The sequence below is a fragment of the Streptomyces sp. NBC_00385 genome (assembly GCF_035917155.1).
Classification (GTDB): Bacteria; Actinomycetota; Actinomycetes; order Streptomycetales; family Streptomycetaceae; genus Streptomyces; species Streptomyces poriferorum.
Genome location: NZ_CP107951.1, coordinates 4,996,265 through 5,008,722, shown reverse-complemented (window position 1 = coordinate 5,008,722; position 12,458 = coordinate 4,996,265). Strand labels below are relative to the sequence as shown.

The 12,458-nt window shown below is 70.9% G+C and carries 11 protein-coding genes; 6 read left to right on the top strand and 5 right to left on the bottom strand.

Annotation, left to right across the window (positions count from 1 at the left end; translation table 11 throughout):
* Positions 1 to 2: 2 nt before the first annotated feature.
* From OG959_RS22450 to OG959_RS22440, 3 genes are all read right to left on the bottom strand, one after another.
* Positions 3 to 1,268, bottom strand: a complete 1,266-nt coding sequence (locus tag OG959_RS22450) for a beta-ketoacyl-[acyl-carrier-protein] synthase family protein (protein ID WP_326661074.1) — start codon at positions 1,266 to 1,268, stop codon at positions 3 to 5.
* A complete protein-coding gene (locus tag OG959_RS22445) occupies positions 1,265 to 2,914 on the bottom strand; it encodes a class I adenylate-forming enzyme family protein (RefSeq protein ID WP_326661073.1) in 1,650 nt (549 codons plus the stop codon). The genes OG959_RS22450 and OG959_RS22445 overlap by 4 nt, the downstream gene beginning before the upstream one ends.
* Before the next feature lie 180 nt (positions 2,915 to 3,094).
* The gene (locus OG959_RS22440; RefSeq protein ID WP_326661071.1) at positions 3,095 to 3,358 is read right to left on the bottom strand and encodes an acyl carrier protein; all 264 of its coding nucleotides are present in this window, start codon (positions 3,356 to 3,358) and stop codon (positions 3,095 to 3,097) included.
* Positions 3,359 to 3,375: 17 nt separating this feature from the next.
* On the opposite strand from OG959_RS22440, the gene OG959_RS22435 reads away from it, so the two are divergent.
* Positions 3,376 to 4,044, top strand: a complete 669-nt coding sequence (locus OG959_RS22435) for a 4'-phosphopantetheinyl transferase family protein (protein WP_326661069.1) — start codon at positions 3,376 to 3,378, stop codon at positions 4,042 to 4,044.
* A 5-nt stretch (positions 4,045 to 4,049) separates the two neighbouring features.
* Here OG959_RS22435 and OG959_RS22430 read toward each other — a convergent pair whose 3' ends face one another.
* Positions 4,050 to 5,354 (bottom strand): class I adenylate-forming enzyme family protein, encoded by a 1,305-nt coding sequence (locus tag OG959_RS22430; protein WP_326661067.1) that lies wholly within the window; start codon positions 5,352 to 5,354, stop codon positions 4,050 to 4,052.
* A 408-nt stretch (positions 5,355 to 5,762) separates the two neighbouring features.
* Positions 5,763 to 6,842, bottom strand: a complete 1,080-nt coding sequence (locus OG959_RS22425) for an alpha-hydroxy acid oxidase (RefSeq protein ID WP_326661065.1) — start codon at positions 6,840 to 6,842, stop codon at positions 5,763 to 5,765.
* 144 nt (positions 6,843 to 6,986) lie between these two features.
* On the opposite strand from OG959_RS22425, the gene OG959_RS22420 reads away from it, so the two are divergent.
* From OG959_RS22420 to OG959_RS22400, 5 genes are all read left to right on the top strand, one after another.
* Positions 6,987 to 7,631, top strand: a complete 645-nt coding sequence (locus tag OG959_RS22420) for a TetR/AcrR family transcriptional regulator (protein WP_326661063.1) — start codon at positions 6,987 to 6,989, stop codon at positions 7,629 to 7,631.
* Between the two features lie 46 nt (positions 7,632 to 7,677).
* Positions 7,678 to 8,628, top strand: a complete 951-nt coding sequence (locus tag OG959_RS22415; protein ID WP_326661061.1) for an alpha/beta hydrolase — start codon at positions 7,678 to 7,680, stop codon at positions 8,626 to 8,628.
* Positions 8,629 to 8,631: 3 nt separating this feature from the next.
* The gene (locus OG959_RS22410; RefSeq protein ID WP_326661059.1) at positions 8,632 to 9,975 is read left to right on the top strand and encodes an aminotransferase-like domain-containing protein; all 1,344 of its coding nucleotides are present in this window, start codon (positions 8,632 to 8,634) and stop codon (positions 9,973 to 9,975) included.
* 157 nt (positions 9,976 to 10,132) lie between these two features.
* A complete protein-coding gene (locus tag OG959_RS22405; protein ID WP_326661057.1) occupies positions 10,133 to 11,581 on the top strand; it encodes a cytochrome P450 in 1,449 nt (482 codons plus the stop codon).
* A gap of 228 nt (positions 11,582 to 11,809) precedes the next feature.
* Complete coding sequence (locus OG959_RS22400) at positions 11,810 to 12,412, top strand: TIGR03086 family metal-binding protein (RefSeq protein WP_326661055.1); 603 nt, start codon at positions 11,810 to 11,812, stop codon at positions 12,410 to 12,412.
* Positions 12,413 to 12,458: the final 46 nt, after the last annotated feature.

Below are 12,458 nucleotides of genomic sequence, written 5' to 3'. Positions count from 1 at the left end.
CTCTAGCGCTTCTTGGGGGTGCTCGCCGCACCGAGCAGGAGGCTGACGTTGTGACCGCCGAAGGCGAACGAGTTGGAGATCGCCGCCTCGATGCGCTGCTGCCTGGCCTCGCCGCGCACATGGTCCAGATCGCAGGCCGGGTCCACCTCGTCGAGGTTGTGCGTCGGAGGCATCCGGCCCTGCGAGATCGCCAGCGCGCAGACGGCCGCCTCCAGCGCGCCGGAACCGCCGAGCAGATGGCCCGTCATCGACTTCGTACTGCTGACGGCCGGCGAGCGGTCCCCGAAGACGGCGTGCACGGCCTTCGTCTCGGCGATGTCGCCCAGCTTGGTCGACGTGCCGTGCGCGTTGATGTAGCCGATGTCCTGGGGGCCGAGCCCGGCCGTGGCGAGTGCCCCGCGCATGCTCATCGCGGCGCCCTCACCGTCGGGGCGCGGTGCCGTGGGCCGGTACGCGTCGGTGGTGGCGCCCCAGCCGAGAAGATCGGCGTAGCCCGCCGCACCGCGGGCCTCCGCGTGCCCGGCCCGCTCGACGACGAGCACGCCCGCGCCCTCGGCCAGCACGAATCCGTTGCGGCGCCGGTCGAAGGGGCGGCTGGCCGCCTCCGGGTCGTCCCAGCCGTGGGACAGCGCCCGGGCGTGGGCGAACGCCAGCGCGGAGGTGGGGTTGAGCGGGGCCTCGGCGCCGCCGCAGACCACCACGTCGGCCTCGCCGTACCGGATCAGCCGCGCCGCCTCCGCCACCGCGTGGGCACCGGCGGCGCAGGCGGTCGCGATGGCCGAACTCCAGCCACGTATGCCGTACTTGATGGCGATCCTGGCGGCCGCCATGTTCGGCAGCATGCCCGGCAGCAGATAGGGACTGACCGCGGTCGGGCCGCGCTCCGCACGGGCCAGCGCCTGCGCCTCGTACGTGGACAGACCGCCCGCCCCGCTGGAGATGATCACCGCGACCCGGTGCGGGTCGGCATCGCGCCCGACGACCAGACCCGCATCGGCCATCGCGTCGTCCGCCGCGGCCAGGGCCATCAGGGCGTAGCGGTCGACGAGGCGGCCCTCGCTCGGCGGCAGCACCTCACCGGCCGCGATGTCCGGCGCGATGCCGGCCACGTCCACGCTTCCGTCGAGGAGGTGCCCCGCCGGCGGCCTGACCAGGCCGGACTTGCCGTGGCACAGCGCGTCGAAGGTGTCCGCCGCGCCGCGGCCCAGCGAGCTGAAGGTGCCGATCCCCGTGATGACGGCGCCCGACTCCGTGATGCGCCCGGTCATACGCCCACCTGCTGAGCGGTCTTCTCGGTACCGAGAAGCTCACCGTCGAGGAAGCGCTGGCGCAGCAGGATCTTGCGGACCTTGCCGGTGGTCCCGAGCGGAATGCTCTCCGGGCTGACGACGACCACACGTTCGACGGTGCCGACGACATGGGGATCGAGGGCGGCGAGGACCTCCTCGGTCCGGTCGGCCTCCTGGTCCGCCGCCGGGTCGAGGACCAGCAGGACGGAGGTGACGACCCGGCCCCCGGTCCGCAGGGCGACGACGGTGCACTCACGCACGTCCTCGCACTGCGCGAGGACCTGCTCCTCGCAGAGCATCGTGAAGAGCTTCCTGCCCTCACCGAGGTCCACGGCGTCCACGGCGCGGTCGACGTGGTAGTAGTACCCCTCCTGGTCCCGGAAGACGAGGTCGCCGGTGAGGAAGTAGCCGTCCCGGCGGGTGCGGTAGGTGGTCACCGAGTCGTTCCAGTAACCGGGCGACAGCGTGGGCGCGTTGATGGCGAGCTGACCGACCTGCCCGGTGCCGACCCTCTCGCCGTCGTCGTCGATGACCGCCACGTCCGAGAAGGCGTGCGGCTTGCCGATGCACCGTCCGTACCGCGCGGTGTCGGAGGTGTGGGTGATGAAGAACTGGGAGTGCCCCATCTCCGACGAGCCGAGACCGTCCACGAAGAACGAACCGGGGCGGCGGACACGGCCCTGCGAGGTGACGGACTCCCGGCTGCCCACGGCGATGAGCTTGCGGATGTGCGCCTCGTGCGCGCAGTCACCGGTGTTCCACCAGGTGCTGACGGAGTCCAGCTTGCGCGCCGACAGGTCGATGCCGGCCAGTTCGGACCAGGTGGTGGCGAAGCCCAGCACGCTGTGCGGCTGCCAGGACTCGATGGCGTCGAGCACCGGGCCGGCGGTCTGCTGCGACAGGATGGCCAGCTGGGCGCGGTTGGTCAGCGCCAGGTTCACGGCGATGACCGTGGCCGCGTGCGCGGACGGGAGGACGCCCAGCATGCGGTCGACACCCTGGCCCTTGGGCAGCGTCAGCCGGTGCCGGATGGCCGCGAAGAGGCTGTGGTGCGTGTGGGTCACCGCCTTGGGCAGGCCGGTGGTTCCGGAGGAGTGGGTGATGACGGCGGGCTCGCTGCCGTGGTGCCGGTAGGGCTTGGGGGCCGCGGCCGGATCGCCCTTGCCGAGGTCGGCCGGGTCCGCGAGCAGCGGCGTCGTGGACCCGGCCGACGACAGCGCTTCACCGTGCGCGGCATCGGCGATGACGCCGACCGCCCGCAGCCGCTTGATGTACTCGACGGCGAGCTCGGCGGGGACCCTGCCGTTGACGAGGGCGGGGATCGCGCCGAGGCGCGTCAGAGCCAGATAGCTGAGCACCTGGTCGGCGCCGGTCGTCACGAAGACCGCGACCGGGTCCCTGGGCCTGACGCCGAGCGCGTGCAGCGCGGCAGCCCGGGCCGCCACCCGGTCGCCCAGCTCGGCCAGCGACAGGGCCTGCCAGGCCGGGTGCCCGTCCACGTCGGTGTCGAAGGTCAGGGTCGGCGTGTCGAGACCGGTGCCCCGATCGAGGAGGGTCGTCACCACGTTGCCGACGCCCAGCCCCTGATCGGCCGCGAATTCCACGCGCTCGTTCTTCGGATTCATTCCTCGGTGTCTCCACTTTCTGAATCGGACTCTTCGCGTACGACGCGCTGCGGGCGAGGTGTGCAAGGGGCGCGCCTTCTTGCCGCGCCTACCGATCCCGTGCCGCCCCCTCCCACCCGTGCCCGGAGGCGAGCGGGCAGGGAGGGGCACTGGACTCCCGGGCCGGGACCGGCCGTGGACTCACTTGGCCGCGGCGGCGGCGGACACCCGGTCGACGATCTCCTTGACCAGGCCGGCGACCGTCAGCAGCGCGACGGTCTCCATCTCGTCCTCTTCGAACTTCACGCCGTACGTGTCCTCGACCTGGATGGCGACCTCGGCGACGGAGAGCGACTCCAGGTCCAGTCCGGCCGGGCCCAGCGGGGTGTCGCCGGTGACATCGGAAACGTCGTAGTTCATGTTCGCCAGGGCCTCGATGATGAACTTCTCGACCTCAGTGGACATTTGATTGACTCCTCTTCATGGACATGCACCCGGGACTGGCCCCGGACACGGTGACGGTGCTGTGGTGCACCACGGATGGGGACGAGCGTCGGAAGGCGCACACCCTGCTGGTGCGGACCGCAGCCGACATGCTCGATGTCCCGCTATCCGAGCTCTGGTTGACGCACAGGGAGGACGGCCGCCCGGTTCTCGGCGGCGCCGGTGAGGCGCTGCGGGTCAGCGTCACTCATGCGCGCGGGGCACTGGCCGTCGCACTGACCGGCGGGGCCCCTGTGGGGGTGGATGTGGAAGTCGTACGCCGGCTGAGGGCCGAGGCGATGGCGCGGGCCTGGCTCGCCCCGGTCGAGGCGGCCTGGGTGGCGGGTCTGCCCGAGGAGGACCGGTCAGCCGCCTTCCTGTGGTTGTGGACGCAGAAGGAGTCGGTCGGCAAGGCGCTCGGCCGGGGGCTGCGCCGGGGAGGCATGAGCCGCCGGGTTCCGCTGCCGGAGCCCTGGCCTCCCGTCGAGGGTGCCCCGCCGGTCCTGCGGCCGCTGCCCGGCGATCCGGAGACCGCTTCCGCGGCCGCCGTCGTCGGGGGCGGAAGCCTTGTCGTCGGTGTCGCCCTGCACGGTGGCACCGGGAGCGGGCCGCGCCCCGGTGCCGTACATCTCAGGGTTCATCAGGTCTCCCCCGTCGCGTACAGCTGACCTGGTCACACAGCGGCCGCCGACCGTACGGCGGCTCGTAGGATCTCGGTGTTCCGCACCGGCTTCCCCGTCGCGGTGCGCGGGAGTTCCGGCAGCAGGTTGAGCGAGCGCGGCCGCTTGTACGGCGCCAGGCGGGTCGCGAGACAGGCGGCGAGGCCGTCGAACGCGGCCTGCTCGGTGACCGTCACGAACGCCTCGATCCCGGTGCCGTGCACGACCACGGCCTCGGTGACGCCGGGGAGCGCGGAGATGGACGCCTCGATCTCGGAGAGGTCCACCTTGAGTCCGCCGATGGACACCTGGGAGTCGAGCCGGCCGTGGACCGTCAGCAGGCCCGTCGCCTCGTCGAAGCTGCCCGCGTCCTTCGTACGCAGCCAGCCGTCCACGTACCGGCTCGGGTCGGTCAGTCCGACGTACGGTGTGGCCGGCAGGCCGAGCAGGATCTCGCCGTCCTCGACCCGCACCCGCACGCCGGGGGCCGGCGTCAGGCCGGGACGGGTCGCTCCGGTGAGGTCCGTGGCGATCACGCCGACCTCGGTCATGCCGTACATGACGCCCAGTTCGGCGCCGTAGCCCTGGGTGAACCGGTCCCGGACGGCCGTCTTGACCAGCTCGCCGCCGGTGATCATGCGCCGCAGCTGGGGGAGTCGTGGCGGCGTCTGCGCCGCGGCGAGCACGGCCGCCTGGGACGGGACGCCGAGGACGGTCGTCGGCTCGCTGCCCGCCGCGACGGCCTTCAGGATGCCGTCGACGGTCTGCCGCCTGGGCAGGACCACCTGTGTTCCGCTGGCGAGTCCGTAGAGCAACCCCCCGACCAGGCCGAGCACATGGACGATCGAGGCCAGCACCACGGTGCGTTCGCCCCGGCGCGGGAATCCCTCGAGCCGTCCGTACCGGTCGATCTCCGCGAGGAGACTTCCGGCGGTACGGCCGATGACCTTGGACGGGCCCGTGGAGCCCGAACTCAGTTGCAGCAGTACGTGCTCCGTGGAGGCCGGCCGGCCACCGCGCAACGGGGTGACACGGGTGTCGACCTCGAAGAATCCGCGGAGTGTTCCACTGACGTCGGCAACCGGCTCGACGACCAGCTGCGGTGCCAGCCGCGCGACCGCCTTGCCGACCTCATGGGTCGTCAACCGATAGTCGAGCAGCACCACTTGCGCGCCGGCACGCCACCCGGAAAGCATCGCGACGATACAACCGAGCGAGGGCGGCAGCCGTACGGCGACGGTGCCTCCGGCGACCAGGCCGGCCGCTTCGAGGCGCTGTTGCTGCTCCTCGACCAGCCGCCGAAGCTCCGCCCGGCTCACGGGTTCACCCAGATGGAGGGCGATATCCCGCCCTTCCCCCTGAAGTAATATCTCGTCGACCCAGGCGCCCTCGGCGCAAACGGGCCCGCTGGGCACCGTTCCCCCCACAGGAATCCCCACCTATCACAGATTGCGGAACGACCCGACTCGCGATCGGACGACTCTGTCCATCGGCTAAGCGGACGTGCAGTGCCACCACATTTCCCTCGGCGACACATTCATGCTTGCGGACTACCAGTGAGTAATCAAGCAAAGCTTGAGGTGAATTAATACTCATCGGTAGCCCTGACCGCAGCCCCGGAAAGCCCTTTCCGGGCACGCCAAAAGCCCCCATTCATTGATGAACAATAAATGAATAGGGTCCGACGTGATCGCCTTATGCGCGTGATTCGACCCGGCTCGGCCGGTTCAGTGACGAACAATTCCCGAAGGCTGGAAATCGCTGATGCGGGGAGCACCCATCAGCGCCATGACCTCGGAGAACTCGTCCATCAGAGTCCGAAGAACGGACTCGACCCCGTCACTTCCGGAATGCGCAAGACCCCAGAGCGCCGGCCGCCCGACAAATACGGCGTCCGCACCCAGACACAGCCCTTTCGCGATATCGGCACCATGCCGAACCGCCCCGTCCAGGACAATCCGACAGCGGCCCCCGACGGCTTCGGCGATCTCCGGGAGGGCATCGGCTGCAGGTTGCGCAAAATCCAACTGCCGTCCACCGTGGTTCGAGACGACAAGCCCTTCGATTCCGCACTCGACGGCCCGGGCGGCGTCCTCGCCCGAGAGGACACCCTTCAATACCAGGGGCAGCGAGGTGTGCCCACGAAGCCACTCAAGATCCGCCCAGGTAATAGAAGGATCAAATTGTTCCTTCGAATGCCGCGCGATAGCGGACTCCCCCGCCTCCGCCTCGTACGAGACGGACATGACGGAGGAGTCGACGTTCACCGCACGAATTCCCGCCGGCACGGCGAAGCCGTTCCGCGCGTCCCGCGGGCGGTGCGCCACCAGCGGAGCGTCGACCGTCAGAACCAGCGCCCGGTAGCCCGCGTCCTCCGCGCGCCGGATCAGGTCGATCATCAACTCGCGCCGCTTCAGCCAGTAGAGCTGCAACCAGAGCGGGCCGGTCGCCGCCGCCGCGATGTCCTCGATGCTGCGACTGGCGAACATGCTGACCGTGAAGAGGGCACCCGCGGCGCCGGCGGCACGTGCGGTCGCCACCTCGCCCTCGGGGTGGGCGAGTTGGTGGTAGGCCACGGGCGCGATTCCCAGCGGAGCCGCCAGCCGCGCTCCGAGCAGCGTCGTACCGGGCTCGCACGCCGAGACGTCGACGAGACACCGGGGGCGCAGCCGGAGCCGGTCGAGCGCGTCACGGCCCGCGGTCAGCATCGACTCGGTGCCGCTGCCGCCCTCCAGGAAGTCCCATACCGGGCCGGACAGTTGCTCCCTGGCCGAAGCCTCGTAGTCACGTAACGCCAACGCCGCCACTCTGCATCCCCCCGTTACAACTAACCGCACGGCCGTACGGTAAATGTACTCTTGCACAATGACCGCACGGTCGTCCACTTAGTACAGTGGGCGGGCCCGCCGCACGGGGATGTGACCCCCGCAGGGGAGATGAGGAGGTGTCGCGTGACTCTGGCGCGCCCCGATGGACGGATCGAACGCGGCAACCAGACCAGGCAGTTGATCCTGCAGCACGCAGTCGGCATCGCATCGGTCGAAGGCCTCGAAGGGCTGTCTCTGGGACGACTGGCCAATGAACTCAAGCTGAGCAAGAGCGGGGTGTTCGCCCTGTTCGGCTCGAAGGAGGAGCTGCAGGTCGCCACCGTGCACGCCGCCATCAAGGTCCTCATCGAGCACGTGGTGCAGCCGACCCGTGAACTGCCCGCCGGTCTCGGCCGGATCCTGCTGCTGTGCCGCAGGTGGCTCACCTACTCGGAGCAGCGCGTCTTCCCCGGAGGCTGCTTCTTCTACTCGGTCTCGGCCGAGTACGACGCCCGCGAGGGCAGGGTGCACGACACGGTCGCCGCGGCGCACAGCAACTGGTTCTCCTTCGTCGAGCAGACGATCGACGACGCCCGGCAGGTGGGAGAGGTCCGGGACGACACGGACATCCCCCAGCTCGCCTTCGAGCTCGTCGCCCTCCTGGAGATGGCCAACGCCGAATCGGTACTGCACGACAACTTCACCTGTTACAGCAGGGCAGCCAACGGCATCCTGACCCGCCTGCGCGGCGTGACGACGGACCCCTCACTGCTGCCCGACAGACCCTGACACCGTCCGCGGTCCCGCGGACCGTGAACCATGTCCCGGAGGCACCATGCCATTCGACCCACAGCTCCAGGCCCTGTACGACCAGCGCGCGGCGCAGGGCGTCCGGCCGCTCTACACGATGACACTCGACGAGGCCCGGGCGGCCGACCTCGCCGCCATCCAGGCCGACGCGGGAACCCCCGAGCCGGTGCGGGAGGTGATCGACGAGTCGATACCCGGTCCGGGCGGACCGCTCCCCGTCCGGATCTACCGCCCCGCCGGTGAGGGCCCGCTGCCCATCCTCGTCTACTTCTTCGGCGGCGGCTGGACGCTGGGATCCATCGAGACCAGCGACGCGATCTGCCGGAGCCTGGCCAACGCCGCCGGCTGCCTCACCATCGCGGTGGGCTACCGGCTCGCACCGGAACACAAGTTCCCCGCCGCCCCCGACGACTGCTTCGCCGGCGTGCGCTGGGCCGTCGAGCACGGCGGCCGCTTCGGCGGCGACACCACCCGCGTAGCCGTCGGCGGCGACAGCGCGGGAGGCAACCTCGCCGCCGCGGTGTCCCTGATGGCCAAGGACGCGCAGGGCCCGGACCTGCTGGCCCAGCTGCTCGTCTACCCCAACACGGACCACCTCGCGGACACCCTCTCGCGCCGGGAGAACACCGACCCGCTGCTCTTCAACGACAAGTCGGTGCAGTGGTACTGGGACAACTACCTGGCATCCCCCGAGGACGGCGGCCACCCCCTCGTCTCGCCGCTGCGGGCGCCCGACCACTCAGGTCTGCCGCCCGCTCTGGTGATCACCGCCGAGTACGACCCGCTGCGCGACGAGGGCGAGCAGTACGCCGAGCGGCTGCGCGACTCCGGCGTCCTCGTCGAGTCGACCCGCTACCCGGGCGTGGCCCACGGCTTCTTCGCCATGGCCGGCAGCCTGGACGCGGGACGCCGCGCCGTCGGGCAGGCCGCCGCCTACCTGCGGAGGACCTTCGCCGACGCCCCGACGAGAGGCTGACCCATGGGCGACAACACTGCCCCGGCCACCCGGGCCGCCCGGGCCCTCGACCTCACCGAACTGCACGCGTCCCTCACCGACCCGGTGCTCGACGCGATGAACTTCCTGAACGAGGTCGTCTCCCGCTTCCCCGAAGCCCTTTCCTTCGCCCCCGGCAGACCGTCCGAGGGCACGTTCGCCACGGACGATCCGGCGCGCTACCTCCGGGCCTACACCGACCACCTGACGTACGGACTCGGCTGGTCCGAGGACCGGGTACGCACCCAGCTGTTCCAGTACGGCCGGACCAACGGCATCATCCACGACCTCATCGCCCGCACCCTGGCCAACGACGAGGGAATCCACGTCGGTCCGGAGTCGGTCGTCGTGACGACCGGCTGCCAGGAGGCGATGCTGCTCACGCTGCGCGCCCTGTTCGCCCGGCCCGAGGACACCCTGCTCGTCAGCTCGCCCTGTTACGTCGGGGTCACCGGCGCGGCCCGGCTGCTGGACATCGCGCTGTGCCCCGTCCAGGAAGGAGCCGCCGGGCCGGACCCGGAGGCGATCCTGGCCGCCGTGCGGCAGACACGGGCGGCAGGCGGACGGCCCCGCGCCCTGTACGTGGTGCCGGACTTCGCCAACCCGTCGGGCGCGAGCATGACCGTCGCCGCCCGCGAACAGCTCCTGGAGATCGCCGCGCAGGAGGATCTGCTGATCCTGGAGGACGATCCCTACGGGTTCTTCGTACGCGAGGGGTCCTCCCGGCCCACGCTCAAGGCCCTGGATCGCGAGAGGCGGGTCCTGCACCTCGGATCGTTCGCGAAGACCGCGCTGCCCGGGGCACGCGTCGGCTATGTCGTCGCCGATCAGGAGGTCATCGGACCGGCCGGTGAACGCACGCTGCTCGCCGACCAGTTGTCCAAGATCAAGAGCATGACGACGGTCAACACCTCGGCGATCAGCCAGGCCGTCATCGGCGGGCTGCTCATCGAGTCGGACTGCCGGCTCCGCGCGGCGAACGCCGATGCCATCGCCTTCTACCGCACCAATCTGAACACCCTCCTGGACGAGCTGGAGCGGCACTTCCCGGCCGCGCGCCGGAGCGGGCTCGGTGTCGACTGGAACCGGCCGGACGGCGGGTTCTTCCTCGTCGTCACCGTCCCGTTCCTCGCCGACACCAAGGCCCTCGAACACTCGGCACGGAACTTCGGGGTGCTCTGGACGCCGATGAGCGACTTCTACCTCGACGGCGGCGGGAGCACCCAGCTCCGGCTGTCGTGCAGCGCCCTGACTCCGGACCAGATCTCGGAAGGCGTGAGCAGGCTGGCCGCGTTCATCACCGCACAGGCGGCCCGAGCGGGCCGGTAGGGGCCGGCAGGTACGCGCGAAGAAGGGGGCCCGGTCCGCCGCGCCCTCATGAGCCGGCCGGCCCCCTCCCTTCGCCGTCCCGGCCACGGCAGAGACAGTGCCGGCGCCGGAACCGGGGCCGGCGACGCAACCACCCGCGACAAGGAGCCGAATCGGTATGAGACAACGACAGCATTCCGACGCGTCGGACGCCCGTCCTCGCCCGGAACCTCCCAGGGCGCCCGAGCCGCCCACCGGCGCCGGCGCGGACATCCCCGCGGGCATACCCCAGCTCGCCGGGGTCCCGCTGCTCGGCTCGCTCTTCGACATGAAGTCGGACTCGCTCGGCACGTACTTACGCGCGATGCACGCGCACGGCGACGTCGTCCGGATCATCGCGGGCCCGCCCGGCCTCCGCGCCGAGATGCACTGTGTGTTCTCCGCGGAAGGCGTCCACCAGGTACTGGGATCCGAGGCGGCCAACTTCCGCAAGGACAACCACTTCTACCAGGAGATCCGCGACTCCTTCGGCAACGGCCTGCTGACCAGCCAGGACGACGACTATCTGCGCCAACGACGCCTGGTGCAACCGCTGTTCACCAAGCGCCGGGTCGACGGGTACGCGGGCGCCGTCGTCACCGAGACCGAGGCGACGCTCGCCTCCTGGGAGCAGGCACCGGACGGCGTCGTCGAGCTCTCCCACGAGATGATGCGCCTAGCGCTGCGTGCAGTGGCCCGGATCCTGTTCGGCACCGACGTGGAGGCCACCATCGACGTGGTGGACCGGTGCTTCCCGGTCATCACCGAATACACGATGCGCCGCGGCTACTCGCCCGCGAACCTCCCCCGCGACTGGCCCACCCCGGGCAACCGGCGTGCCGCCGCCGCGGTGAACGAGCTGTACGGGGTGTGCGACCGGATCGTCGCCGAGCGGCGCAGCACCGAGGCCCCCAGGGGTGAGGATCTGCTCTCGCTGCTCGCCGCCGCCACGAGCGAGGAGGACGGGGAGCTCGACGCCACCGAACTGCGCGACCAGATGCTGATCTTCCTGCTCGCCGGGCACGAGTCGACCGCCACCTCGATGGCGTTCGCCCTGCATCTGCTGGCCACCCACCCGGAGATCCAGAGCCGGGCCCGCGACGAGATCGGCCGCGTCCTCGGCGACCGCACGCCGGAAGCGGCCGACTTCGACCGCCTCCCGTACCTCATGCGCGTGCTCAAGGAGGCGATGCGGCTCTACCCGGCGGCTCCCGTCACCGGCCGGCGCGCGGTCGCCGCGAGCGAGATCGACGGCCACGCCATCCCGGCGGGCGCCGACATCATGCTGGTCCCCTGGGCCACCCACCGCCACCCCCGGTACTGGCCGGACCCGGAGCGCTTCGACCCCGACCGGTTCACCCCGGACGCGGAGGCGGCCCGCCCGCGCTACGCCTACTTCCCCTTCGGTGGGGGCCCGCGCGCCTGCATCGGGCAGCACTTCTCGATGCTGGAGGCGGTGATCGCGCTGGCGATGTTCCTGCGGGCGTACGAGTTCGAGGCCGTGGACACCGACCTCGCGGTCGCCGCGGGGATCAGCCTCCGCGTAGCCGGTACGGCGCGCTGCAGGATCCGCCCCGTGGCCTCCTGACCTCTTCCGGCCGGCCTCCACCGGCATCGCACCCGGGAGTGGCCGGCACCCGGCACCGGCCGCTTCCTTCCCCGGCCGGAAGCCCTCCCCCCGGCACCACGGCACACGTTCTCCCCTCCCCTCCCCCGGACACACTAACTAAACGTACGGTCGTGCTATTGTTTTTCTGCTCGCGCACTCCACCGGGGGAGGCGGCTGCGTGTGCCCACACTCGCCGAAAGGACCCGTATGGACATCCGGAAGCTGGACCGAGCGGCCGTGCTGGAGACCCTGCGCATCCTGGAGCAGGCGGAGCCCGAGGACTGGGACCGGCCCACCCCGTGCACCGGCTGGACACTGCATCAGCTGGTGGCCCACATGACGGCCCAGCACCACGGCTTCGCGGCCGCCGCCGCGGGAATCAGGACCGGCCTCGCCGCCTGGCACCCCGGCGCACTCGGCGACGATCCGCTGAAGACCTACCGCACCGCGGCCGAGGCAGCCCTCGCGGCCTTCGCCGAACAGGCCGTACTCACAAGGGAGTTCAGCCTCCCAGAGATCAGCGACACCCGGCGCTTCCCCGCCACGGTCGCGATCGGGTTCCACTTCCTCGACCACGTGGTCCACGGCTGGGACCTGGCCCGGACCCTCGGCGTGAGTCTCGACCTGGACGAGGCGACCACCGAGGCCGCCCTGGTGATCGCCCTGCGCGTGCCGGACGACGAACGACGCCTCGGCCCGGACGCCCAGTTCCGCCCGGCCCTGCCCACCGCGCCCGGCGCGCACTCGCTCGACCTGGTCCTGACCACGCTCGGGCGCTCGCCCGACTGGTCCGCTCCGGCCCCCCGCTAGCCGCCCGCGCCCTTCGCGCGGACGGCGGATCGAGCCCGGTTCGAGC